Genomic DNA, 26,041 nt, shown 5'->3' on the forward strand with positions numbered 1-26,041 from the left:
GCGCGCGGTCAGTCCTGCAACTGCCGGCGCAGCGTCACCTCGGTGCCCTCATCGGTACGCCGTACCGACAGGTCACCCAGGGCCTTGATCAGGGCCAGGCCGCGGCCCCGGAAGCCGGAGCCGGTCGACTCCCGCCACTGCCCGCTGTCGCGCACCGTGGCGGTCACCGTCCGACCCTCGATGGCCACCTCCACACTGATCATGGCCTCGGCGGGGTGGATCGGGTGCTCGATGGCGTTGGCGGCGGCCTCGGAGACGGCGACGGTCAGGTCGAACAGGTCGGTCTCGCCGACCGAGTGCGCGACCAGGAAGTCCTCCAGCCGCTTTCGCAGCACGCTGAGCCGGGTCGGGTCGGCCGGTAGCCGCAGCGTGAAGCGGTTCAGCTCCGCCGCCTCCAGGGCGAGGACCGCCACGTCGTCACGGCGCGGTCGGCCGGTGACCCGCTCGACGACCGCGTCGATCAGGTCGACCACGTGCTCACTCGGGGTGGCCGCGTCGATGCGGAGCTGGGCCAGTGAGGCATCGATGCCGAGCTGACGGTCCTCGATCAGCCCGTCGGTGTAGAGCAGCAGTCGACTGCTGGCCGCCAGCTCGCCCTCGACCGACTCGTACGTCGCGCCGGGGAGAGCGCCGACCGGTGGACCGAGCGCTCGGTCGTGCAGGAACGCCACGTCGCCTCCGGTGATCAACAGTGGGGACGGGTGACCGGCGCTCGCGTACCGCAGCCGACCGGTGCGGGGGTTGAACAGCAGGCAGACCACCGTCGCGAAGGAGCGGCCCTCGGTGGAGCCGACCAGCCGGTTGAGCCGGGTCAGCGACTCACCCGGGTCGAAGCCCTCCAGCACGTACGCGCGCAGCGCGTTGCGCAGCTGCCCCATCGCCGCGGCGGCCCGGACGCCCTTACCGACCACGTCGCCGATGACCAGCACCAGCTCGTCGCCGTTCAGCGCGATCGCGTCGTACCAGTCGCCGCCGACCTCGACGTCGGCGCTGCCGGGCAGGTAGCGGCTGGCCACCACCGCGCCGGGCAGTTGGGGCAGCGACCGGGGCAGCAGGCTGTGCTGCAGGGTGGTGGCAATGCGGTGTTCGGCTTCGTAGAGCTGGGCGTTCTCCAGTCGCACCCCGACGAGCCGGGCCAGTTGGGTCAGCGCGGCGTCGTCGGCCTGCGCCTCGTCGCCATCGGCCCGCCAGACCTGCAGGTCACCGAGCTGCTTGCCGGTGGTGCCGGTCAACTCGGCCACGAAGGACGGGTCGGCGGCGGTGGTGCCGCCGCCGTCCGCCTCGAAGCGCGCCTCGGCAGCGGTGACCACCACCCGTGCCGCCTCGGCGAGGCTCAACGCGTGCCGGGCGGCGACCTGGAGCACGTCGGCGGTCGACCGGGCGGTGTTCACCGCCACCGCCGCGTCGGCCAGCGCCCGGAGCCGGCGGATGATCTGCCCGCGCAGCTGGCCCAGCTCCACGTTGGCCCGCACCCGGGCGATCAGCTCCTGCGCGGAGAACGGCTTGGTGAGGTAGTCGTCGGCGCCGACGGCGAGACCGGCGACGGCCTCCGCGGAGCCGGCGCGGGCGGAGAGCAGCACGATCGGCACATGCCGGGTACGCGGGTCCGCGCGCAGTGCGCTCACCAGCCCGAACCCGTCCAGCCGGGGCATCATCACGTCGCTGAGCACCAGGTCGAACCCGCCCTCGCGGGCCAGCGGCAGGGCATCGAGCCCGTCGTTCGCGGTGACCACGTCCCAGGTCGGGGAGAGAAGCCGACTGACGTGCTCCTGCAGGTCGGCGTTGTCGTCGACGACAAGGATCCGGCCGGCCGAGGTGCCCTTCGCCGGCTGACGGTCGAACTCGGACGTCGGCGCGACACCGGCCCACAGCGCGGTCTCCGCCACGAAGAGACGGGCCTGCTCGGGCTCACCCACGGGCAGCGGGTCGAACGCCGCCACCCGGTCCGCCGGCAGGTGCGCCGAACCGAACGGGACGGTCACCGTGAAGGTGCTGCCCTCGTCGACCTGGCTGGTCAACCCGACCGCACCGCCGTGCATCTCGACCAGCTCCCGGACCAGCGCGAGCCCGATGCCGGTGCCTTCGTGGGTGCGTGCCCGCACCCCGGGCACCCGGTGGAACCGTTCGAAGACGTGTGGCAGCTCGTCCGGCACGATGCCGACGCCGGTGTCCGTCACCTCCAGCCGGGCCGCGCCCTCCACGGCCCGGATCCGCACCCGGATCTCGCCGTCGAAGGTGAACTTGACCGCGTTCGACACCAGGTTGAGAACGATCTTCTCCCACATGTCCCGGTCGACGAAGACCGGCATCGGCAGCGGCGGACAGTCCACCACCAGTCGCAACCCGGCCCGAGCGGTGGCCGAGCGGAAGGTGCTGGCCAGCCGGGCGGTGTAACCGGCGAGGTCGGTGGGCTGGTAGCGGGCGGCGAGCCGGCCGGACTCCAGTCGGGAGAAGTCCAGCACGGTGTTGACCAGCTTGAGCAGACGCAGCGCGTTGCGGTGCATCATGGTGAGCCGGTCGGTTTCGCTGGCCGGCAGCTCCGGGTCGGCCAGCATGTCCTCCAGCGGGCCGAGCACCAGGGTCAGCGGGGTGCGGAACTCGTGGCTGACGTTGGCGAAGAAGTTGGTCTTCGCCCGGTCCAACGCGGCAAGCTCGGCGGCGCGGGCCCGTTCCTGCTCGTACGCCCGCTGGGTGCCGACCGCCCGGGAGATCTGGGCGGCGACCAGGCCGAGGAAGTCGCGGTAGTCGTCGCCGAGCGGCAACTGGCGGGCCACGCCGACGACCAGCGCGCCGACCGTCTGGTTGGTCGCCGTGAGCGGCAGCACGAGGGCCTGGTCGGCGGCGTCGACCGGCAGGACGTCGAGCCGAGCGGCCACCTCGACCGTGACGGGCGCGCCATCGGCGGTCAACCGGGCCAGCAGCTCCGACGGGACGTCGATGGTGGGCGGGGTGGTGCCGGCGCAGCCGGCCAGGGTGAGCTGGTCGCTGTCGTCAGCCAGGTAGATCAGGGCGAACGGGACGTCCGCCCGGTGCCGGCCGAGCACCTCGGCGGCGGTCCGGCCCAGTTCCGCGGCGCTGCCGATGTCGGTCAGCTCGGCACCCAGTTCGGACAGCGCCCGCAGCCGGCGCTCGCCGAGCACCCGCCCGGTGGTCTCGCTGACGATGCAGTAGACGCCGCTGACCGAGCCGTCGTCACCTCGGATCGGGTCGTACGAGACGTTGAAGTAGGTCTGCTCGACGAAGCCGTAACGGTCCAGCAGAAAGGGGTGGTCCTCGCCCCGGTACGAGCGTCCGGTGCTCCGGACGCTGTCGAGCAGCGGGCCGAGTACCGCCCAGGTCTCAGCCCAGTACGAGCGGGCCGGCTGGCCGATCACGTCCGGGTGTTTGGCACCGATGGTCGGCCGGTAGGCGTCGTTGTAGAAGGCGAACTGCTCGTCGCCCCAGAACATGACGATCGGCGAGCTGGAGGCGAGCATCATCCCGACCGCGTTGGAGAGCGCCGGGGGCCACTGACCGGGCTCACCCAGCGGGCCGGAGGACCAGTCGAAGGAGGCGAGCCGCTCGCCCATCTCGCCGCCGGCCGCGAACGCGGCCGCCAGCATCGGTGGGGTCTCACGGCCGGACAGGGCGGCATGCCCGATGTCCGCGCCCCCCTGGGCCGAGCTCATGCAGCCTCCCGCTCCGGCCGTACCCCTCGACCGTTGATCTTCACCCGCCGTGCTCCGACTTGTACCCAAGCGGACCAGCAACGTAACGCATTACCAGCGATGGACGCTGGTTACGTACGCCTGAGCCGTCAGGCACCGGACAGTGCGGGTGGACGGCGGCGTCGCAACGGCGGTGGCCGGAACGCTTTGACGAGTCAGAAGACCGGCAGTCCGTCGATGCTCGCCGCGTTCTTGGTGGCCCGGTAGGCGACCAGATCATCGGCGCTACGGCGGGAGTGTGAGGTGAGTAACAGATCGCGTTCGGCCCGGAAGTCCATCAGTGGCACCGCATATCCGCAGGAGTCACTGACCCGCTCCACCTCGACCGTGATGACCGCCCGGACGGCGTGCACGTCCGGCGGTGCCGGAAACTCGGCCAGCCGGTCGGCGAAGGCCTCCTCGGTCACCGCGACGCTGCTGCCCCGACCGTGCAACCGGACGATCTTCGGCGGGCCGTCGAAGGCGCAGAACATCAGCGTGATCCGGCCGTTGTCCCGCAGGTGGGCGATGGTCTCCGCCCCACTGCCGTGATAGTCGAGGTAGGCCACCCGGTGCGGGCCGAGGATCACGAACGTGCCCCGCATGCCCTTCGGCGACACGTTGACGTGCCCCTCGACCCCGGACGGGGCGGTCGCCACGAAGAAGAGCGGCTGGGCCACGATGAAGTCACGCAGCCGACCGTCGATCTCCGGATACACCTTGCCCATGCGCCGATCCTCCCATCGGTCTCGTCGACGGGCGGGGGCGATCTCAGTCACACCCTCCGGTCAGCCGCCCGCACCAGGGCGGTGATCGGGCGGGGATCCGCCTCGTTCTCCGGATGCCACTGCACCCCGAGCACGAACGGTCGGGTCTGGTCCTCGACCGCCTCGACCACACCGTCTTCCGCCCAGCCGGTCACCGTGAGCCGGCCCGGATCGGCTACCGCCTGGTGGTGGTACGAGTTGACCTGGTCGACCCCCTCCAACACCGAGGCGGCCAAGCTCCCCGGCGCGAACCGCACCGCGTGGGCCCCGTAGACGGCGGGCGCCGGGCGGTGCGCCTCGTGACCCACCACGTCGGGCAGGTGCTGGTGCAGCGTGCCGCCGTACGCGACCGCGAGCAGCTGCATCCCCCGACACACGCCCAGCACCGGCAGCCCGGCGGCGAGCGCGGCGGCCAACAGGGCCAGCTCACCCGCGTCCCGGTCCGGCCGGTCCTCGGTACGCGGGTCGGGCGGCTGGCCGTACCGAGCCGGGCCGACGTCCGCGCCACCGGCCAACAACAACCCGTCGAGGACGGCCACCACGTCCGCGTCCACGTCGTCCGGCGGCAGGACCACCGCCCGGCCGCCCGCGGCCGTCACCGCGAGCGAGTACGCCTCCGGCACCAGCACCGCCCGCACCCCCCGCCAGACGGCCCAGTCGGCCGGTTCGACGTACGCGCTGACCCCGATCAGGGGCCTCCTCAGGGCTGGCACGGTTCGCGACTGCGGGGCTCGCAAACCCGGCTCACTCCTCGCGCTCACAGCGGGGTGACGTAGGCGCCCGTGATCCCACCGTCGACCACGAACTGCGCGGCGGTCATGAACGAGGCGTCGTCGCTGGCCAGGAACGCCACCGCGGCGGCGATCTCCTCCGGTTGCCCGAAGCGACCCATCGGCACGTGCACCAGCCGACGGGCGGCCCGCTCCGGGTCGGCGGCGAAGAGCTCCAGCAGCAACGGAGTGGCCACCGGGCCGGGGCAGAGCGCGTTGACCCGGATGCCCTCGCGGGCGAACTGCACTCCCAACTCCCGGGTCATCGCGAGCACCCCGCCCTTGCTCGCGGTGTACGCGATCTGCGACGTCGCCGCACCCATCAACGCCACGAACGAGGCGGTGTTGATGATCGACCCCTTGCCCTGTCGACGCATGTGCGGAATGGCGTACTTGCAGCACAGGTAGACGCTCGTGGTGTTGACCCGCAACACCCGCTCCCACGCGTCCAGGCCGGTGTCCAGGATGGAGTCGTCGTCCGGCGGAGAGATGCCGGCGTTGTTGAAGGCGATGTCCACCCGGCCGTGCCGGTCGGCCACCCCGTCGAACAGGTCGCGTACCGCCGACTCGTCGGCCACGTCGGCGGCCACAAACTCGCCGCCGCACTCCTCGGCGGCCTTCGTACCGGCCGCCGCGTCGATGTCCACGCAGACCACCCGGGCCCCCTCGGCGGCGAACCGCCGCACGGTGGCCAACCCGATGCCGCTGCCCGCTCCGGTGACCACGGCCACCCGGTCCTGCAACCGACCCTGCACTGGCGTCACTCCTCTGTCGCGATGAACACGTTCTTGACGTCGGTGAAGGAGTGCAGCGCGTCCGGGCCCAGCTCACGGCCGAGCCCGGAGCGCTTCATCCCACCGAACGGGGTCCAGTAGCGCACCGAGGAGTGCGAGTTGACGCTGAGGTTGCCCGAGTCGACGGCACGGGCCAGGCGCAGGGCCCGACCGACGTCCCGGGTCCAGATCGAGCCGGAGAGGCCGTACTCGGTGTCGTTGGCGAGCCGGACCGCGTCCGCCTCGTCGTCGAACGGCAGCACCGAGACGACCGGGCCGAAGATCTCCTCCCGCCAGTGCCGGTCGGCCGGCGAGTCGGCCAGCAGCACAGTGGGCGCGTGCCAGAACCCGGGGCCGTCGGGGCAGGAGCCGGTGAAGGCGACAGTCGCCCCGGCGAGGTAACCGGCGACCCGATCCCGTTGGGCGGCGGAGATCAGCGGACCCATCTCGGCGGTGTCCCGGGACGGGTCCTCGACGCGTACCGCGCGTACCGCCGGTTCGAGCAGCTCCAGGAACCGGTCGTACACCGAACGCTGGATGAGGATCCGCGACCGTGCGCAGCAGTCCTGGCCGGCGTTGTCGAAGACCGCGCCCGGCGCGGTCGCGGCGGCGCGTTCCAGGTCCGCGTCGGCGAACACGATGTTCGCGCTCTTGCCGCCCAACTCCAGGGTGAGTCGCTTCACCTGGGCGGCGCAGCCGGCCATGATCCGGGTGCCGACCTCGGTGGAGCCGGTGAAGCAGATCTTGCGAACGGCCGGGTGGCTCACGAACCGCTCCCCCACCACCGAGCCCTGGCCCGGGATGACGGTGAAGACGCCGTCGGGCAGGCCCGCCTCGCGGGCCAGCTCGGCCAGGCGCAGCGCGGTGAGCGGGGTCAACTCGGCGGGCTTGAGCACCACGGTGTTGCCGGCGGCGAGCGCCGGAACGAACCCCCAGGCGGCGATGGGCATCGGGAAGTTCCAGGGCACGATCACGCCGACCACACCGAGTGGCTCGTGGAAGGTGACGTCCAACCCGCCGGGCACCGGGATCTGCCGCCCGGTCAGCCGCTCGGGCGCGCCGGCGTAGTAGTCCAGGACGTCGCGGACGTTGCCCGCCTCCCACCGGGCGTTGCCGATGGTGTGACCGGAGTTGCGCACCTCCAGCGCGGCCAACTCGTCGAGATGGGCATCGACGACGGCGGCGAACCGTCGCAACAACCGAGCCCGATCCCCCGCCCCCACCCGACGCCACGTCTCGAACGCGGCAGCCGCACGCGAGATGGCCGCGTCAACCTCGTCCACAGAGGCCGCAGCAACCTCCCGAAACCCCACCCCGTGAGCCGGATCCACCAAGACCGTCACACCCTCACCCCCTTGCGCGATCTTGCAGTTACTGCTCCGACAAGAGCCGTGAATCGCCACGAATCACCGACACAAAGTGCAAGATCGCGAGAGTCGCTGCGGCAGGCGCCGTGGTCAGAGGCGTTCGAAGCCACGGGTCAACTCCCAGTCCGTCACCGCCGCGTCGAAGGCCGCCAACTCGACCCTCGCCTGGTTGGCGTAGTGGGCCACCACCTCGGGGCCGAACGCCTCCCGGGCCACCGTCGAGCCCTCCCACAGGGCCAGGGCGTCGCGCAGGGTGCCGGGGACCCGCTCGGCCTCCGGGTCGTCGTACGCGTTGCCGGTGCACTCGGCGCCCAACTCCAACTCACCGTCGATGCCGTGCAGCGCCCCGGCGACGAGCCCGGCGATCGCCAGGTACGGGTTGACGTCGGCGCCGGGCACCCGGTTCTCCACCCGCATGCCCTGTCCGTGCCCGACCACCCGCAGCGCGCAGGTGCGGTTGTCGACGCCCCAGCGCAGCGCGGTCGGGGCGAACGACCCCGGCTGGTAGCGCTTGTAGGAGTTGATGTTCGGGGCGAAGAGCAGGCTGAACTCGCGCATGGTGGCCAGCAGCCCGGCGAGCACCCGCTGGCCGGTCTGCGACAGGTGCGCCGGCCCGTCGCCGAGCATCGCCGACGAGCCGGACGAGTCCCGTAGCGAGAAGTGGATGTGGCAGGAGTTGCCCTCCCGCTCGTTCGGCTTGGCCATGAAGGTGATCGCCATCCCCTCCTGGGCGGCGATCTCCTTGGCGCCGTTCTTGTAGATCACGTGGTGGTCCGCGCAGGCCACCGCCTCGTCGTACCGGAAGGCGATCTCGTGTTGGCCGAGGTTGCACTCGCCCTTGGCGCTCTCCGGGGTGAGCCCGGCGCCGGCCATCTCGGTGCGGATGCGGCGCAGCAGCGGCTCCACCCGGGCGGTGCCGAGCAACGAGTAGTCGACGTTGTACTGGTTGGCCGGGGTCAGGTCGCGGTAGCCACGCTGCCAGGCGTCCTCGTACGAGTCGCGGAACAGCACGAACTCCAGCTCGGTGCCGGCGTACGCGGTCAGCCCGTGCTCGGCCAGCCGGTCCAGTTGCCGGCGCAGGATCTGCCGGGGCGAGGCGACCACGTCACCCGAGCCGTCGAGCCAGGTCAGGTCGGCCAGCAGGAGGGCGGAGCCGGGCTGCCAGGGCACCCGGCGCAGGGTGGCGAAGTCCGGCACCATCGCGAAGTCGCCGTAGCCGCGTTCCCAACTCGACATCGCGTACCCGTCGACGGTGTTCATGTCGACGTCCACGGCGAGCAGGTAGTTGCAGCCCTCGCTGCCGTTGGCCACCACCTGGTCGAGGAAGTAGGGCGCGTGGAACCGCTTGCCCTGCAAGCGGCCCTGCATGTCGACGAGGGCCAGCACCACCGTGTCGATCTCGCCATCGTTGATGGCGACCCGCAGTTGTTCCAGCGTGAGCGGAGCTTTCCTCATTCGCGGGCCTCCATCACCAAGGTCTACTGGCAAACCGGATCACCGTCAATGCCCCCGGCGGCAGGTGCGGCAAACCCGGCGGGACGGCAGCACCGCCCGTCCCGCCGGGCGCGGGTCAGGCCGGGCCGTCGGCCGGCGCCGGGTCTGCCGCCACCGCGGGTTCCTCGACGGTACGGACCGGGCCGGTGAACCACTTTCGGGCCGAGGCGTACCACCAGACGGCGACCACCAGCAGCACCCCGCCGACGGCGAGCGGCGCGTAGTTCACCGCCGACCAGGTGAACCCGTCGTTGCCGGGCACCCCGGCGGGCACGATCGGCAGCACGAAGTAGACGGCGATGATCGCGATCTCGATCACCGCGACCCAGCCGAACAGCTTGTACTTGCGGCCCAGCGTCCACGGCCCGGGAACGAACCGGTCGCCCATCCGCAGCCGGAGCGCGATCGGGATGAGGAACGACAGATAGAGCCCGAGCACCGCGACGGAGACGACCGCGTAGAAGGCGATCGGGATACCGGCGGAGCTCTCGTAGAGCGCCGGCAGGGTCAGCACCAGACCGGCCAGGGTGGCGCCGATGATCGCGTTGACCGGGGTGCCGTTGCGGTCGACCCTCGACCACAACCGCCATCCGGGTACGGCCCGGTCCCGGCTGAACGCGTACGCCATCCGGCTCATCGAGGTCACGCAGCTCATGCCGCAGAAGAACTGCCCGATGGTGGAGATGATGATGACGATCTTGAAGAAGACCGGGGTCAGCGCCGACTCGAAGATGGCGCCGGAGAAGCCGCCCGCGGCGTTGACCGCCTCGACGTCGGTGGCCGCGAAGAGGAACGCCAGCAGCAGGATCCAGCCGCCGACCGCCGAATAGAAGATCGACTGCCAGAGTCCGCGGGCCGCGGCCTGTGAGGCGCCCCGGGTCTCCTCGGAGACGTGCGCGCAGGCGTCGAAGCCGGTGATCGTGTACTGGGTCAGCAGGAAACCCAGCGGCAGCACGTAGAACCAGAACGTCAGCCCGCCGATGTCCCCGTTCCCGAAGCCGGAGTTGTTGAACCGCTCGGTGAACACGAACTGGAAGCTCTGGTGGTTGTCGGGCACGAAGACCAGGATGGCCACCACCACGGCCGCGCCGGCCACGTGCCACCAGACCGAGACGTTCTGGAGTACGTCGATGATCCGGTGCCCGAAGATGTTGATCAGCCCGTGCAGCACCAGGATGATCACGAAGAGCATGAACGCCTGCCGCAGCGTCCCGGCCCAACCGTCGAAGAGCGCCGACAGGGTGAGGTTGAGGAACGTCGCGCAGCCGTAGTCGACCGAGGCGGTGACCGCCACCAGACCGATCAGGTTCAGCCAGCCGGTGAACCAGCCGTGCACCGGGCGGCCCATGGTGGCCGCCCACCAGTAGATCCCGCCCGCGGTCGGGTACGCCGACACCAACTCCGCCATGCAGAAACCGATGATCAGGATGAACAGCGAGATCAGCGGCCAGCCCCAGGAGATGGCGACCGGCCCGCCGTTGTTCCACGCCTGACCGAAGGTGGTGAAGCAGCCGGCCAGGATCGAGATGATCGAGAAGGAGATGGCGAAGTTGGAGAAGCCACTCCACTTGCGGCGCAACTCCTGTTTGTAGCCGAGTTCAGCGAGCCGTCGGGCATCCTCGTCCATTGGTTGCTCGGCGGTCGGCACGGGCGTCGTGGCCACTGCACACCTCCCTGAGGTGGTTCCGCGTGCGAGTGGGCAAAGTGTCGTCCCGGCCGATCAAGGCGGTCAATACGTAGTCGGTGGGAATCTCACCGCCGTCGGGCTAATTGCGTTGCCGTCCGGCCGTCCCGGCCCGCATCCTGGACCGGTGACCAGGCCCGATCAGGGCCCACCCGGGCGCTCGGACCGCCCGACCACGGTGGCGCGGGGCACGCCTCTCTCTCACGTACGGGCAATCCGCCGTACCCAAAAAGTGCCCCGCGCCCCACTCCCCCTCGCCTCCCCCGCCCCCACCGCGCCGATCTTGCAGTTTCGGTCGTCGATATCGGCGGGATGCCCCATATGCCGGCGCAGCAAGTGCAAGATCGCGGGGAAGGGCCGGGGCCGGAACACGGAGACGGAAAGGGGCGTGGGTCAGGTTAGGAGGAGACCGGTTACCCAGAGGGCTGCGACCAGCAGGCCGGCCAGGAATTCCACGAGCATCGACAGGCCGGCGGCCTTGAGGGCCTGCACGGTGGACGGCCAGGCCAGCTGGTTGCTGCCCAGCCGGAGGCGTTCCGCCGCCCACACCCCGGCCACGAAGCCGAGCACCAGCCCGACGACCGGCACCACGAAGAACCCGATGATGCCGAGCACTCCCCCGGCGAGCAGCGTGGACGTCGGCACACCGGTGCGCTTCAGGTTCCGGCCCGGCCACGCGTACTTGATCACGGTGCCACCCGCGGCGACCAGGGTGGCCGCGGCGAATACCGCCCAGCCACCCGGGCCGGCGCCGCCGAAGACCGCCCAGACCAGCACGCCGCCCCAGCACAGCGGCAGCGCCGGCAGACCGGGCACCACCACACCGGCCAACCCGGCCAGGATGGCCAGCCCGGCCACCACGGTCACCGCCGGCTGCGAGTCCGTCAGGTCCACGCCGCCACCCTCCGTCGCCACCATCCGGACCGGAACGGTCCCCCACTCACGCCAGCACTCCGCTTCGCGCCCCGCCTACCGGTTCGCTCGCCGTGCTCGCTCACGCCGCTACCTCGCCGCCGTGCTCGCTCACACCGCCACCTCGCCGCCGCGCTCGTTCACGCCAGCGCTCCGCCGTTGTGCAGCCGGGCGGTGATGGCATCGGCCGGGGCCGGCGAGCCGAAGTAGCGGCCCTGCCCGGTGTCGCAGCGCAGCGCCCGCAGCCGTTCCGCCTGCACGCCGGTCTCCACCGCCTCGGCCGTGACCCACAGCTCCAACGCGTGCGCCAACCGGACCAACGCGTCGACGATCCGTTCGTCGCGGTGGTCGGCGGCCACGTCGGCCCCGTCCGCGCGGATGCCCTCGACGAACGGGCCGGCGAGCTTCAGGCAGTGGATCGGCAACCGGCGCAGGTACGCCAGGTTGGAGTACCCGGTGCCGAAGTCGTCCACGGCCAGCCGGACGCCGAGCGCGGCGAGCCGGTGCAGGCTGCGCAGGGGTTCACCGGCGCTGCCCATCACGGCGCTCTCGGTCAGCTCCAGTTGGAGCAGCTCGGCGGGCAGCCCGCTGGTCTGCAACGCGTCGGCGACGGTGTCCACGATGGCCGGTTCGTCGGCCTGCCGCGCGGCCAGGTTGACGCTGACCACCAGCCGGGCGTCCGGGAACTCCCGCCACCACCGTTCGGCGTCCGCGCAGGCCTGCCGCAGCACCCACTCGCCGAGCCGGACGATCAGGCCGGTCTCCTCGGCCAGGCCGATGAACCGGTCCGGCCCGATCAGGCCCAGCTCCGGGTGCTCCCAACGGACCAACGCCTCCACCGCGAGCATGGTGCCCTCCAGCAGCGACACGATCGGCTGGTAGTGCAGCACGAACTCGCCCCGGTCCAGTGCGGCGGGCAGCCCGGCGACAAGCGCCGAGCGGGCGATGTCCCGGGCGCCGCGCTCGGGGTCGTAGACCGCCCACCGGCCCCGGCCCGCCGCCTTGGCCCAGTAGAGCGTGGTGTCCGCGGCCTTCATCAGCTCCGACGCGGTGGTCTCCGAGGCGGGGCACTGCACGATGCCCACACTGGCCGAGACGGCCAGCTGGTGCTCACCGACGTGGACCGGGGCCGCGACGGCCGCCAGCGCGGCCTCCGCGACGGCGACCACGTCGTCGGTGTCGTCCCCTCCGTCGACGAGGATCACGAACTCGTCGCCGCCCATCCGGGCGACCAGGTGGCCGTGGTCGGCCACGCACGCGGCCAGCCTCCGGCCGATCATCACGAGCAGCCGGTCACCGAGGTCGTGGCCGAGACTGTCGTTTATCGCCTTGAAGCCGTCCAGGTCGAGGAAACACACCCCGACCCGCTGCCCGACGCCCGCGGTGTCGAGCACCCGTCCCAACGTCTCGAAGAACAACGTCCGGTTGGGCAGCCCGGTCAGCGGGTCGTGCAGCGCCTGGAAGCGCAGCCGCTGCTGGAGCTCGTACCGCTCGGTGATGTCCTCGATCATCGCGACCGTGAATCGCGGCCGGCCCTCGTGCCGGATCAGCGAGACAGCCAGGTCCGTCCAGACCACGCTGCCGTCCTTGCGGTGGTAGCGCTTCTCCACCCGGGCCGCCTCGTGCTTGCCCTCGATCAGCTCCTGGTAGAGCTCCCACATCCCGGCGGCGTCGTCGGCGTGGAACAGCGCCGCGACGTTGATCTCGCGCAACTCCTCGATCGAGTAGCCCAGCATGTCGGCGAAGGCCTGGTTGACGTCGATGATCCGGCCGTCCACACCGGCGATCCCAATCCCGATCGCGGCACCGGTGAACACCGCCCGGAACCGCGCCTCGCTCTCGCGCAGCGCCTGCTCGACCTCGTCGCGCGCCTGCCAGGCCGACCGGGCGATCCGCTCCTGCTGAGTGAAGGTGCGGTCGCGCAGCGCGCGGGCGAACCCGGCGGCCAGGCCGCCCTGCACCGCCGCGATCCGGTCGGCGAGGTCCGCCGGCCGGTCGCCGTCGCCCAGGACCCGCCGCCCGAAGGTGGCACCGAGCGCGTGCAGCGTCCACTCCAGGGCCTGCGGCTCGGTGAGGTGCGCCTCCACCAGGGCCCGCCCGACCTCCTCGGCCGGGCGGACGGTGAACGGCTCCGCCCGTACCGCCTGGGCCAGCCGGATCGTGTGCACCAGCAGCAGCCGCTCGGTCTCCGCCAGGCTCAGCGGCACGAAACCGAGGCGGCGCACCTCGCGGGCCCAGTCGGCGGCGTACCCCTGGGGGTCGGCCCGGCCGGCGGCGACCCCGGCGGGGTCCGGGACGGCGGCCACGGGATCAGCCGGCGGGCTGGTCGTACCGGGCGACGCCCCCGAAGGCGCCGAACCGCTCCGGCCGATCGTCCACGTCGGACGGTGAGTCGGGACGCCAGAGCGGCATGTGCACCACGCCCGGTTCCAGTACGGTCCAGTCGCCGAAGAAGCCGGTGACCTGTGCGCGGGAACGCAGGGTGATCTCGGTGTCGGTCCGGGCGGAGAGGCGCTGGGCGTCCAGCATCTCCTGCGGCTGGTCCTCGAAGGTGGAGTGCGAGATGACCAGGAAGCTGCCCGGCGCGGCGACGTCCCGCAGGGTGGCCAGGATCGCCTCGGGTCGGTCGGCGTCCGGGATGAAGTGCACCACCCCGGCCAGCAGGATGCCCATCGGCCGAGTGAAGTCGATCAGCCCGAGCTGTCGGGTCTCGGCCAGGATCCGCTCCGGCTCACGCAGGTCGGCGTGGATGACCCCGGTCAGCTCGTTGCCGGCGAGCAGCTCACGGCTGTGCGCGACGGCCACCGGGTCGATGTCGACGTACACCACGCGGGCCTTGGGGTTCACCCCCTGCGCCACCTCGTGCACGTTGCCCACGGTGGGAATTCCGGAGCCGATGTCGAGGAACTGGTCGATGCCGGCGTCGAGCAGCACCCGGACGGCCCGGCGCAGGAAGTCCCGGCCGGAACGCATGGTGGCGGCGAGATTCGGGGTCATGCTGGCGATCTGCTCGGCCAGCTTCCGGTCGATCTCGAAGTTGTGCGCCCCACCCAGAAAGTAGTCGTACACCCGGGCCGCGCTCGGCCTGGTCAGATCGATCTCGGTCGGCAGTCCGTCCGGCATCAGCGTGCTCCCCAGTTCGTCGCCGCGGCGCGGGACAGCACCGGCGTCGGGGCGTGCCGCGGGCACGCGTGGGCACCGGTCGACCCCGCGGGTCGTGTGGTGTGGACCACTCTAGGCGGCTGACTCCAGCAACAGCGAGATGCCTTGACCAACGCCGATGCACATGGTGGCCAGGGCCCGGCGCCCTCCGCGACGGCGCAGTTCCAGGGCGGCGGTCAACGCCAGCCGCGCGCCGCTGGCACCGAGCGGGTGCCCGAGCGCGATGGCCCCACCGTTCGGGTTGACGTGGTCGGCGTCCACGGGCAGCCCCAGCTCGCGCAGCACCGCCACGGACTGCGCGGCGAACGCCTCGTTCAGCTCCACCACGTCCACCGCGTTCACCTCGACGCCGACGCGGTCGAGCAGCTTGCGGGTGGCCGGCACCGGGCCGATCCCCATGATCCGGGGCGGCACACCGGCCGCCGCCGCGCCCACGATCCGGGCCAGCGGGGTCAAGCCGTACCGGGAGACCGCCGCCTCGCTGGCCACCAGCAGCGCGACCGCGCCGTCGTTGACGCCCGAGGAGTTGCCGGCGGTCACCGTGCCGCCGTCGCGGAACGGGGTGGGCAGCGCGGCCAACTTCTCCAGAGAGGTCTCCCGGGGGTGCTCGTCGACCTCGACCAGTCGGGTCTCCCGTCGACCGGCCGGCACGGACACCGCCACGATCTCCTCGGCGAAGCGGCCGTCGGCCTGCGCCTTGGCCGCGCGCTGCTGCGAGCGGTACGCGAAGGCGTCCTGCTCGGCCCGGCTGATGCCGTACTCGGCGGCCACGTTCTCCGCCGTCTCCGGCATCGAGTCGACCCCCCACCCGTCGCGCATCAACGGGTTCACCAACCGCCAGCCGAGGGTGGTGTCGTACACCTCGGCCGAACGGGAGTACGCCGACGTCGCCTTCGGCATGACGAACGGCGCCCGGCTCATGCTCTCCACCCCGCCGGCGACCACCAGCTCCGCGTCCCCGGCGACGATGGATCGGGCGGCGGTGGCGAGCGCGTCCAGGCCGGAGCCGCAGAGCCGGTTGACCGTGCTGCCCGGCACCTCCTCGGGGAGGCCGGCCAGCAGCGCCGCCATCCGGGCCACGTTGCGGTTGTCCTCGCCGGCCTGGTTGGCGCAGCCGAGCACGACGTCGTCCACCCGGGCCCAGTCCACCGACGGGTGGCGGGCGACCAGCTCACGGATCACGTGCGCGGCCAGGTCGTCGGGGCGGACGCCGGCCAGCGCGCCCGCGTACCGGCCGATCGGGGTGCGGACACCGGCCACCAGGTATGCCACGGTCATCGCGAGTCCTTAGGGGGTGCAGACGGCGGGGGTGGGGCACGCCCACCGGGTCGCGAGGGCTGCCGGCCGCCAGGATATCCGCGCCGGCAGCGGATAGGTTGACGGCATGGCCCGGGCCCAGTTCAGCGCAGAGACCAGCGGCGGTGGCGCGTTCGTCCGCCAGCCGAACAGGTTCACCGGTCGGGTCACCGCCGACTCGACCTCCCCACCCGGCGGCGGCCCGGACGAGCAGGACCGCTGGCCCCTGGAGGCCGGCCGCTACCGGCTGATCTGGTGCCGCGCCTGCCCGTGGGCGCACCGGGCGAGGATCGTGCGTGGCCTGCTCGGGCTGGACGACGCGATCTCGCTGGGCACCGTCGACCCGATCCGGGACGAGCGGGGCTGGGCGTTCGCCCTCGACCCGGACGGCTTCGACCCGGTCCTCGGCGTGAGTTTCCTCTCCGAGGCGTACCTGGCCACCGACCCGGACTACACCGGCCGGGTGACCGTGCCGGCGCTCGTCGACACCCTGACCGGCCGGGTGGTTACCAACGACTATCCGCAGCTCACCCTCGATTTCTCCACCGAGTGGCGGTCGCTGCACGCGCCCGACGCGCCGGATCTGTACCCGGTCGAGTTGCGCCCCGAGATGGACGCGCTGATGGCGGAGATCCACACCGACGTGAACAACGGCGTCTACCGGTGCGGGTTCGCCACCTCCCAGGAGGCGTACGACGAGGCGTTCCGGGCGCTCTTCGCCCGGCTGGACGCGCTCTCCGAGCGGTTGGCCGGGCAGCGCTACCTGATGGGTGACGCGATCACCGAGGCCGACGTACGGCTGTTCACCACGTTGGTCCGCTTCGACGCCGCGTACCACGGGCACTTCAAGTGCAACCGCAACAAGCTGACCGAGATCCCGGTGCTCTGGGCGTACGCCCGGGACCTGTTCCAGACGCCGGGTTTCGGCGAGACGGTGGACTTCGACCACATCAAGCGGCACTACTACGGCACGCACCGGGAGATCAACCCCAGCGGCATCGTGCCACTCGGGCCGGACGAGTCCGGCTGGCGCACGCCGCACGGGCGTGGCTGAGCCGGGTCGGCCGGCCGCTCCGACCGTGCCGAGGGCGCGCGGCGACGTCGCCCGCCGGGTCGCCGGGTCCGCCGCGGCCGGCTGCACCCTGGCCGGCGCGGCGGCGGTGACGCTCGCCGTGGTCACCGGTCCCGGTCCCGGGCTCACCGGGTACGTCAGCGAGGCGGGCATCGCCGGCAGCGCCCATGCCGCGACGTACCGGATCGGGATCCTGGCCCTCGCCGGCGCGTTGCTGCTGATCGGCGCGGCACTGCCCCCCGGGGTGTGGGCGGCGGCCCCGGCGCTGCTCGCCACCGGGGCCGTGTTCACCGCCGTTTCCGGGGCGGTGACCTGTTCCGATGGCTGCCCGCTGCCGCCGTTCGAGCGCGCGACGACGGCCGACCTGGTGCACGGCGGCGCGAGCATCGCGGCGACCGCGGCGGTGGTCTTCGCCATGATCACGCTTGCCGTCTCCGGGCCGGCCGGTCCGACGGTGCGTCGACTGGCCGGCGTCGCCGCCGCGCTGTCCCTGCCGCTCTGCGCCACGGTGGGGCTGGCGATGCTCGTGATCGGCCGAGGCCCGGTGGTGGGGGTGCTGGAGCGGCTGATCCTCGCCCTGGCGGTGCTGTGGGGCCTGAGCACCGCCACCGCCCTGGCCCTCTGTAAGGAGCCTCACGCCGCCTGGTCCTTCCGATGAGCGGGAATCGGCGTATCGTCGGCGAACGATGACCAACGTCTGGGGCCTCACTGTCCGCCTGTATGTCGATCTCCGACTGCAGGCCAGTGGCATCTGTCCGGGCTAGCCGCGTTCTACGCCTGCCCCGATCGGACCGGACAATTGGATCTCTCCCCATGCCCTTCAGCCTGCGCAAAATTCCCTTCTCCGTGCAGATCCTGCTCGGCCTCGTGCTCGGCGTCGCGCTGGGCTTCCTGGCCCGCACCAACGACCTGAGCTGGCTGACCAGCACCCTGCACACCGTCGGTAGCCTCTTCGTCCAGCTGCTCAAGCTGGCCGTGCCGCCACTGGTCTTCACCGCCATCGTGGTCAGCGTGGTCAGCCTGCGCGGTGTCGCCAACGCCGCCCGGCTCGCCCTCAAGACCCTCATGTGGTTCGGCATCACCGCGCTGATCGCGGTGAGCATCGGCATCGGCCTCGGCGTGCTCACCAACCCGGGCAAGGGCGTCACCCTCGACCTGGGCGGTGCGGCACCGCCGAAGAACACCGGCTCGTGGACCGACTTCCTCACCGGCATCGTGCCCACCAACCCGGTCGGCGCGTTCGTCGAGGGCAACGTCCTCCAGATCGTCTTCCTCGCCGTCGTCATCGGCGCCGCGGCCCTGCTGGTCGGCGAGGCCGCCGAACCGTTCGTGGCGCTCAACCGCTCCCTGCTGGAGATCGTCCAGAAGGCGCTCTGGTGGGTCATCCGACTCGCCCCGATCGGCACCCTCGGCCTGATCGGCAACGCCGTCGCCTCGTACGGCTGGGACCTGCTGGCCCCCCTCGCGAAGTTCACCACCGCCGTCTACGTCGGCTGCGCCATCGTGCTGTTCGTGGTCTACCCGCTGGTGCTGATCCTCGCCGGCCGCCTCAACCCGCTGCGCTTCTTCGCCGGCGCCTGGCCGGCGATCCAGCTGGCCTTCGTGTCCCGCTCCTCGGTCGGCACCATGCCGGTGACCCAGCGCTCCGTCGAGCGTCTCGGCGTGCCCCGCGAGTACGCCTCGTTCGCGGTGCCCTTCGGCGCGACCACGAAGATGGACGGTTGCGCGGCCATCTACCCGGCCCTCGCCGCGATCTTCGTGGCCCAGGTGTTCGGCGTGCACCTCGGCGTCGGCGACTACCTGCTGATCGCCTTCGTCTCGGTGGTCGGCTCTGCGGCCACCGCCGGCCTGACCGGCGCGATCGTGATGCTCACCCTGACCCTCAGCACGCTGGGCCTGCCGCTGGCCGGCGCCGGCCTGCTGCTGGCCATCGACCCGATCCTGGACATGATCCGCACCGCCACCAACGTCGCGGGGCAGGCACTGGTGCCGACCGTGGTCGCCGCCCGCGAGGGCACTCTCGACCGCGCCGCGTACGAGTCCGCCGGCCGGCGTGACCTGACCGAGCCGGAGCCGGTCACCGACCCCCGGCCCGAGCTCAGCCCCGTTCCTGCCTGAACGGTTCAGCAGTACGGCGACGGGCCCCTCTCCCCGGGGGCCCGTCGCCGTTTCGGAGAGGATGCCCCTATGAGTTCCCTGTTCGCTCCCCTGGCCCTGCGCGGGGTCACCCTGCCCAACCGGATCGCCATGGCGCCGATGTGCCAGTACTCCGCCGGCCCCGACGGTCTGCCCACCGACTGGCACCTGATCCACCTCGGCAGTCGCGCGGTCGGCGGCGCCGGCCTGGTGCTGACCGAGGCGACCGCTGTCCTCCCCGAGGGCCGGATCAGCCCCCAGGACACCGGCCTCTGGTCGGGTGCGCACGTCGACGCCTGGCGGCCGGTGACCGCGTTCGTCGCCGCCCACGGCGCGGTGCCGGCCGTGCAGCTCGCGCACGCAGGCTTCAAGGCCTCCACCTACCGGCCGTGGGCGCCGGAGCGCGGTGGCGTGCCGGACGCCGAGGGCGGCTGGACGCCCGTCGCCCCGGGCCCGGAGCCGTTCACCGCCGGCTACCGGACGCCGACCAGCCTCGACGAGGCCGGCATCGCCGGTGTGGTCGAGGCGTTCGCGGCCGGCGCCGAGCGCGCGCTGGACGCCGGCTTCGCCGCCGTGGAGATCCACGCCGCCCACGGCTACCTGCTCAACGAGTTCCTCTCGCCGCTGACCAACCACCGCACCGACTCGTACGGCGGCGACCGGGCCGCCCGGATGCGACTCACCCTGGAGGTGGCCCGCGCGGTGCGCGCCGCGGTCGGCGAGGACGTGCCGGTGCTGACCCGGATCTCCGCCACCGACTGGGTCGAGGGCGGCTGGACGATCGAGGACAGCGTGGTGCTCGCCGGTGAGCTGGCCGGCGTCGGCGTCGACCTGGTCGACGCGTCCTCCGGCGGGGTGAGCACGGACCAGCGCGTCCCGCTCGGCCCCGGCTACCAGGTACCGCTGGCCGCCCAGATCCGCCGCGAGGCCGGCGTGCCGACCGGCGCGGTGGGCCTGATCGTGGAGCCCGAGCACGCCGAGCAGGTCGTCGCCAGCGGCGAGGCCGACCTGGTGCTGCTGGGCCGGGAGTTGCTGCGCGACCCGTACTGGCCGCGCCGGGCAGCCGCGAAGCTCGGCGTCGCGTACTCCGGCCCGGCCCAGTACGCCCGCGCCGCCTGATCCCCGGCCGGTCGGGCGGCCGCCGCGTGAGCGGCCGCCCGACCGTCGGTCAACCGGCCAGGTGCGACCAGTCACCCTCCAGGTCCTGCCAGGTGCCCTGGGCCGCCACCGTGCCGCCGAGCAACACCACCACGTGGTCGGCCCGGACCAACGCGGCCCGCTTCGCGGTCGAGCCGACCACTGTCACCCCGTGGCCGCGCAACGCCTGCCACAGCGCCAGCTCGGTGGTGACGTCCAGCGCCGACGACACGTCGTCGGCGACCAGCAGTTCGGTACGCGGAGCCAGCGCCCGGGCCAACGCCAACCGCTGCAACTGCCCGCCGGAGAGCCGGGTGCCCTTGTGCCCGATGAGCAGGCCCAACCCACCACCGGCGGCGGCCAGGTCATGGTCGAGCTGGGCGGTGCTGACCGCCCCGGCCGCGTCCACCTGGTGCCCGAGGGCGATGTTGTCGGCCACCGTGCCGGAGAGCACCCGGGGCAACTGACCGACGTAACCGACCTGGTTCGGGCGCAGGAACAGCTCCGGCTCGGTCACCGGGTCACCGTTCCAGGCCAGCTCGCCGGTGTGGTGCACGATCCCGGCCAGCCCCCGCAGCAACGAGGACTTGCCCGACCCCACCGGCCCGACGACCAGTACCAACTGCCCCCGCTGCACGGTCAGGTCCACGTCCCGGACGGCCACCGTCCCGTCGGAGTGCACCACCCCGAAGCCGCGCAGCTCCAGCCGCCGCAGCGGATGCCGGGGCGGCATGGTCGGCGCGGGCGCCGTCCCGGCGGTCAGGTCGACCTCCGGCACCCCCGCGGAGTACGCGCTCACCCCGGTCATCGCCGCCGTGCGCCGGGTCCAGACCCGCGCCGAGGGCAACTGCGAGATCAACGACGCCGTCGTCCACGCGAACCAGCGGGCCGCGCCCAGGGTGGAGACGGCCACCAGCACCGCCCCGGCGGAGAGCGAGCCGTTCAGGTAGAGCGCCCAGGCGCCGATCGGCAACAGCCCGCTGGCCATCGACGGCGTGGAGCGCGCCCATACCTGCACCGAGATCTCCCGCCGCTGCCGGTCGCTGCGCAGCACGTCCAGGCCCGCCAGGTGGCGCAGCACCGCCGTGGTCGCGCCGGCGAGCTTCACCGTCCGCGCCGCGGAGAGCGCCGACACCAGCGCCGTGGCGAAGGAGGCCCGCGCCGCCACCGTCGCCCGGGCCGCCCGCTCCAGCTTCGGCCCGAACAACGTCGCGGCCAGCCCAGATACGACCATCGTGCCGAGGAAGAACAGCCCCGGTACGACGCTGCCGGTGACCGCCGTCATGGCGACCACGAGCACCAGTGCGACGGTCTGGTCCAGCACGTTGTCGGCGAGCTGAACCACCCGCTCGGTGTCCCCACCCTGCGCCACCACCTCGGCGGGCGTGTGTGAGCTGACCCGGCGCGGCCCGGTCTGACCGTGCACCAGGCGAAGACCGATCCGCAGCATCTGCCGCACCCACCACTGCGGGAACCAGACGTGGGTGTAGAACGGCAGCGGCAGGGTGACCAGCAGCCCGGCGACGATCCCGACCGCCGGCAGGTACGGGTTGCCGGTGCCGTCGACCAGATCCGCCCAGAGCCAGGGCAGCACCGGACCGTCCAGCCCGAGCAGGCTGAGCCCGAGGAACAGCACGATCGCGGTTGCCCCGTACCGGGGATCGTTCGTGCAGAGTCGGAAGATCTCCCGCAGCGTCCGGGCCGGCGGCTCCGGCGGCAGTGGCGGCGGGTCGGCCCGGGTCGGCCCGACCACGCCCTGCGTGCCGTCCGGCGGTGTCTCCCGCACGGCCCGCGTGATTGCCGGCTCGGTCGGCCAGTCGGCGGCCTGCTCGTTCGCCGCGAGCGGCTCGGTCTGCCAGGCGGCGGCCTGCTCGTTCGCCGCGATCGGCTCGCCCCGCGCGGGCGCCGGCTCGCTCGGCCAGGGGTCGGTCGGGCCGGGGCCGACCAGCAGGTCGGTGCCGCTGCGACCGGCCGGCGCCACCGTGGCGTACGCGGCGGCGTGGCTGGTCGCCAACAGTTCGGCGAAGCGCGTCGACGTCTCCAGCGGACCGGCCTCGACCACGGCGCCGTCGGCCAGGACGACCACCTCGTCACAGCGGCGTACGGAGGAGAGCCGGTGCGCGATGACGATGCCGATCCGGTCACGCAGCAGTCGTTCGGTGGCCCGCTGCACCCGCGCCTCGGTGACCGGGTCCAACCGTGCGGTGGCCTCGTCGAGGATCACCACGTGCGGCTCCCGGACCAGGATCCGGGCGAACGCCACCAACTGCTCCTGACCGGCGGAGAGCACGTGCCCGCCCTCCCCCAGCCGGGTCGTCAACCCGTCCGGCAACTCGGCGATCCAACCGGCCAGGCCCAGCTCGTCGAGCGCCCGAGCCGCCGCGTCGAGCAACTCCGGGTCGAAGAGCGCCACGTTCTCGGCGAGCGTGCCGGCCAGGATCTCCGTACGCTGCGGCACCAACGCCACCCAGCGGCGCAGCTGCTCCACGTCGAGGTCGCACAGGTCGGTGCCGCCGAGGAAGACCGTGCCCGGCGGCACATCGACCGCGCGGGTGAGCACCTTCGCCAGCGTCGACTTGCCCGACCCGGTGCGTCCGATCAGCGCGTACGAGCGACCACGGGCGAAGGTGAGGCTGAGCCCGCGCAGCGCCGCCCCCCGGCCACTCTCCCCGTAGGCGAACGTCAGATCCCGAATGCGCAGGTCACCCTCGCTCGGGCTGGCCCCGCCCACCGGCTCCTGTCGGGCCTGGTAGAGCAACTGCACCCGCGCCCACGCACCGAGAGCCTCCTGAATCTCCGGCACCATCCGGCTGACGTGTTCCGCGGTCGCCCCGAAGGCCAGGGCGAGCAGCCAGATGGCGGTGAGCCGGGCGGCGTCGATCCGATCGGTGGCCAAGGCCCAGGCCCCGCCGAGCACCACCACGCCGATGCCGGCCCGGATCGTCGCGGTGGCCACCGTCGCCACCCGGGCGGACAACACCCAGACCACGGTGCCCCGGGACAGCACGGCAGCGGCCCGCCGGGCGTACAACCGCAGCACGTACGGCCGCGCCAGACTGGTGCGTACGTCGTCCTGGCCGTGCACCGCCTCCTCCATCACGGCGGCCAGGTCGGACCACGCCTCCTCCTCCGCCATCCGGGCCGGGCCGATCCGCGCCGTGGGCCGACGCAGGCCGACCGCCAGCACCACCGTGAGCAGCAGCATCGCGATCCCCGCCGGCCACCACACGAACAGCGCCACGACCATCGACAACAGACCGACGCAGAGGCCCTGGGCGAGCCGGGTGCCCTGGTTACGAACCGCCGACGCCACCTGATAGACGTCCCCGTCGATGCGGTCCAGCAACTCACCCACCGGAGTGGTCTCCAGGGTGGGCAGATCCTGCCCGAGAGCGACGCGACAGAGCCGACGCCGCACGTCCGCCGACCAGTCGGCGGTCAGACCGGCCATCAGCAGACTCACCGCCAGGTCGCTGAGAACCACGGCGACCAGAGCCGCGGCCAGGACGCCGAAGAAGCCAGCCGAACGATGCACCAGCACCGCGCCGGCCAGCGCCGATGCGCCCGCCTGCCCCGCGGCGCCCAACACGATCAGAACGGCCACGATCGTCATACGGCGGGTCGAGGTGCCCCACAGATCACGGAGCAGGCGCATGGAAAGTCCTCCGGGACGTGGGTGGCGGAGACCTCAGCCTGCCGGCACCAACCCACCAATTCAACCGATTTTCCGGCCCTGAGCAGGGCGTCCGTCAGTTCAGCCAGCGGCCGGTGTGGTGAGCGACGCCGACCGCGCCGTGGACATGCGGCCACCGGCTCAGACCCCGCCCCCGCCGCCGGCCAACGGCGACAACCCGTCCCAGACCCGCACCTGCCACACCGCACGTCGCCTAGGCGATAGGCACGCTCGATCGACGGCACACCCAGGGAACGCTCGGGGGACCGCCCGGCGGCACGCCGGGGGACGCTCGAGGACGGTCATGGACGCCCGGTGGCCCGACCGGGGGACGCCCGGGGGACGCCCGGGGACGCCCGGGGGGCGGCCGGGGGACGCCCGGGGGCCCGCTCCGGGGACACTCGATAGCACGCTCGACGGCACACTTGGGGACACTTCGGGGGACGCTCGGCGGAGCGCCGGCCGCACGCCGGGGAGACTCGATGGGGCCTTCGGCGGGCGTTCGACTGGACGCTCGACGGGGTTTTTGTCCGATTAGTTAGGATCCTGCCCGGCCCTGCCGCCATCGAACTTCTTGATCGACTCGGGTTTCAAGAAGTCGGGGGGTCCGGGAGTCCGGGATGCCCCGACTTCCGTGAACCCGAGTGGATCACGTCGGACGAGGGGCGATTCAACGCCGCCGACCGGGCGCCGTGTGGGTGGTTCGTCCGGTGGCAGGTGGTTTGAGCGGTGACCGGGCGCACAGGTGGGCCGGAATCATGGCCGGGCCGGGGTCGTTACATACCCTGACGATCGCAGCACCACCGACCCACGACCCCGCCCGTCGGGGCGGGTCGCGCAGGTTGGAATGCCGGCCAGCCGCCGGTCGTTACAGTCCCCACGAACGACCGCAGGCACCGCCCCGGATGAGGGTGCCGTCAGGTGGGCCAACCCGGAATGACCCCGGCCCCCGGGTCGTTGCAGTCCTGACGAACGACCGACGGGCACCGCCACGATGAGGGTGCCGGCAGGTGGGCCAACCCCGGAATGACCCCCGGCCCCCGGTCGTTACACATGGACCCGGCGCCACGAGCCCCCGCTCGCCAGGTCGCCGACCCCGACGCCCGAGAAGCGTCACCCCCAGACTTTCCCCTTGTTTTGTGCAGCGCCGGACGAGGTGCTCACACCCTGCCGCCGTCCCCCTTTGGCGGTTGGGGTGTTCTACCCCCGAAGGAGCTACCCCTCATGAACACGATGTTCCGTAAGAGCATGCTGTCTGTTGCTGGTCTCGCGTTCGCCGGTGGTGTCTTCGCCGGTCCGGTCGCCGCTCACGCCAACCCGGTGGATGCCAAGCCGGTCGCGGTGGCGGTGCAGACCAACGCGCCGAAGCCGCAGGGCGACCAGTCGCACATCACCCTGAACGACGACCAGACCGCTAACGTCAAGGCGATCATCGCCGCCACGAAGAAGGCCGGTCTCCCGGAGCGGGCTGCGGTGATCTCGATCGCGACGAGCCTGCAGGAGTCGAAGCTGGAGAACCTCGGCCACCTCGGCGACATGAACGACCACGACTCGCTGGGCCTGTTCCAGCAGCGCCCCAGCTCGGGTTGGGGCACCCCGGAGCAGATCACCAACCCGGAGTACTCGACGACCGCGTTCCTTAAGGGTCTGAAGCAGGTTGACGGGTGGCAGGACATGCCGTTGACCGACGCCGCGCAGACGGTGCAGGTGTCGGCGTACCCGGACGCCTACGCCCAGTGGGAGCAGCAGGCCACCGATCTGGTCGGCCAGCACTGGAACAGCTGACCCGCGTCACCGCACCACCGCACCACCGCGAAGCGTGACACCGACCGCTGGCCGGCACCCCCAATCCGGGGTGCCGGCCAGCGGCACTTCCACTTCCATTCCCATGCGCGGGAGGCACGAGGATGCTGGTCGCTGACTGTGGATGCCGCGCCGCCGCGCACCCGCCGGGGGCGGATGGCACGGCTCGGTGGGGGCTGTCCGCGAGATCTTGGACAGTTTCCGTTCGCGCAGAACTGTGCTGTCCCGAGACATGTGTCAAGGGGAAGTCCCGATAGATGTGTCATGAGTTGTTGATCAGGCTGCTCGGGTGAGGCTGATGTAGGTCCG

At 72.0% G+C, this 26,041-nt stretch carries 17 protein-coding genes; 5 read left to right on the top strand and 12 right to left on the bottom strand.

Features of this window, described 5'->3' with window-relative positions; all coding sequences use genetic code 11:
* Window positions 1–8 precede the first annotated feature (8 nt).
* The 11 genes from ACFYL6_RS23115 to pcaF form a co-directional block, all read right to left on the bottom strand.
* Window positions 9–3,668, bottom strand: a complete 3,660-nt coding sequence (locus tag ACFYL6_RS23115) for a SpoIIE family protein phosphatase (protein WP_387174072.1) — start codon at window positions 3,666–3,668, stop codon at window positions 9–11.
* Window positions 3,669–3,862: 194 nt separating this feature from the next.
* Window positions 3,863–4,414, bottom strand: a complete 552-nt coding sequence (locus tag ACFYL6_RS23120; protein ID WP_387174074.1) for a pyridoxamine 5'-phosphate oxidase family protein — start codon at window positions 4,412–4,414, stop codon at window positions 3,863–3,865.
* A 47-nt stretch (window positions 4,415–4,461) separates the two neighbouring features.
* The gene (locus tag ACFYL6_RS23125; RefSeq protein ID WP_387174124.1) at window positions 4,462–5,157 is read right to left on the bottom strand and encodes a gamma-glutamyl-gamma-aminobutyrate hydrolase family protein; all 696 of its coding nucleotides are present in this window, start codon (window positions 5,155–5,157) and stop codon (window positions 4,462–4,464) included.
* 53 nt (window positions 5,158–5,210) lie between these two features.
* Window positions 5,211–5,978 carry a 3-oxoacyl-ACP reductase gene (locus ACFYL6_RS23130; RefSeq protein WP_387174076.1) on the bottom strand — a complete coding sequence of 256 codons (768 nt, stop codon included), beginning with the start codon at window positions 5,976–5,978 and terminating at the stop codon, window positions 5,211–5,213.
* Window positions 5,979–5,983: 5 nt separating this feature from the next.
* Complete coding sequence (locus ACFYL6_RS23135; RefSeq protein WP_387174126.1) at window positions 5,984–7,330, bottom strand: aldehyde dehydrogenase family protein; 1,347 nt, start codon at window positions 7,328–7,330, stop codon at window positions 5,984–5,986.
* 123 nt (window positions 7,331–7,453) lie between these two features.
* Window positions 7,454–8,818 carry a glutamine synthetase family protein gene (locus ACFYL6_RS23140; RefSeq protein WP_387174078.1) on the bottom strand — a complete coding sequence of 455 codons (1,365 nt, stop codon included), beginning with the start codon at window positions 8,816–8,818 and terminating at the stop codon, window positions 7,454–7,456.
* A 115-nt stretch (window positions 8,819–8,933) separates the two neighbouring features.
* Window positions 8,934–10,520 carry an amino acid permease gene (locus ACFYL6_RS23145; RefSeq protein WP_387174080.1) on the bottom strand — a complete coding sequence of 529 codons (1,587 nt, stop codon included), beginning with the start codon at window positions 10,518–10,520 and terminating at the stop codon, window positions 8,934–8,936.
* Between the two features lie 414 nt (window positions 10,521–10,934).
* Window positions 10,935–11,435 (bottom strand): DUF456 domain-containing protein, encoded by a 501-nt coding sequence (locus ACFYL6_RS23150; RefSeq protein ID WP_387174082.1) that lies wholly within the window; start codon window positions 11,433–11,435, stop codon window positions 10,935–10,937.
* Between the two features lie 158 nt (window positions 11,436–11,593).
* Complete coding sequence (locus ACFYL6_RS23155; RefSeq protein ID WP_387174084.1) at window positions 11,594–13,759, bottom strand: putative bifunctional diguanylate cyclase/phosphodiesterase; 2,166 nt, start codon at window positions 13,757–13,759, stop codon at window positions 11,594–11,596.
* Window positions 13,760–13,763: 4 nt separating this feature from the next.
* On the bottom strand, window positions 13,764–14,576 hold the full coding sequence (locus ACFYL6_RS23160) for an SAM-dependent methyltransferase (RefSeq protein ID WP_387174086.1): 813 nt from the start codon (window positions 14,574–14,576) through the stop codon (window positions 13,764–13,766).
* A gap of 111 nt (window positions 14,577–14,687) precedes the next feature.
* Window positions 14,688–15,893, bottom strand: coding sequence for a 3-oxoadipyl-CoA thiolase (pcaF, locus tag ACFYL6_RS23165; RefSeq protein ID WP_387174088.1), 1,206 nt, complete (start codon window positions 15,891–15,893; stop codon window positions 14,688–14,690).
* Window positions 15,894–15,999: 106 nt separating this feature from the next.
* Here pcaF and ACFYL6_RS23170 point away from each other — a divergent pair, with 106 nt between their 5' ends.
* From ACFYL6_RS23170 to ACFYL6_RS23185, 4 genes are all read left to right on the top strand, one after another.
* On the top strand, window positions 16,000–16,965 hold the full coding sequence (locus ACFYL6_RS23170) for a glutathione S-transferase family protein (RefSeq protein ID WP_387174090.1): 966 nt from the start codon (window positions 16,000–16,002) through the stop codon (window positions 16,963–16,965).
* On the top strand, window positions 16,958–17,641 hold the full coding sequence (locus tag ACFYL6_RS23175; protein ID WP_387174092.1) for a DUF998 domain-containing protein: 684 nt from the start codon (window positions 16,958–16,960) through the stop codon (window positions 17,639–17,641). The genes ACFYL6_RS23170 and ACFYL6_RS23175 overlap by 8 nt, the downstream gene beginning before the upstream one ends.
* A gap of 167 nt (window positions 17,642–17,808) precedes the next feature.
* Window positions 17,809–19,101: a dicarboxylate/amino acid:cation symporter gene (locus ACFYL6_RS23180; RefSeq protein ID WP_387174128.1), complete on the top strand. Its 1,293-nt coding sequence runs from the start codon at window positions 17,809–17,811 to the stop codon at window positions 19,099–19,101.
* A 69-nt stretch (window positions 19,102–19,170) separates the two neighbouring features.
* On the top strand, window positions 19,171–20,238 hold the full coding sequence (locus ACFYL6_RS23185) for an NADH:flavin oxidoreductase/NADH oxidase (RefSeq protein ID WP_387174094.1): 1,068 nt from the start codon (window positions 19,171–19,173) through the stop codon (window positions 20,236–20,238).
* Window positions 20,239–20,287: 49 nt separating this feature from the next.
* Here ACFYL6_RS23185 and ACFYL6_RS23190 read toward each other — a convergent pair whose 3' ends face one another.
* Window positions 20,288–23,911, bottom strand: coding sequence for an ATP-binding cassette domain-containing protein (locus tag ACFYL6_RS23190; RefSeq protein ID WP_387174096.1), 3,624 nt, complete (start codon window positions 23,909–23,911; stop codon window positions 20,288–20,290).
* A gap of 1,242 nt (window positions 23,912–25,153) precedes the next feature.
* Here ACFYL6_RS23190 and ACFYL6_RS23195 point away from each other — a divergent pair.
* On the top strand, window positions 25,154–25,714 hold the full coding sequence (locus ACFYL6_RS23195; RefSeq protein ID WP_387174098.1) for a hypothetical protein: 561 nt from the start codon (window positions 25,154–25,156) through the stop codon (window positions 25,712–25,714).
* Window positions 25,715–26,041: the final 327 nt, after the last annotated feature.

Origin of the sequence: Micromonospora sp. NPDC007208 (genome assembly GCF_042869175.1) — a bacterium.
Lineage (GTDB): Bacteria > Actinomycetota > Actinomycetes > Mycobacteriales > Micromonosporaceae > Micromonospora > Micromonospora foliorum.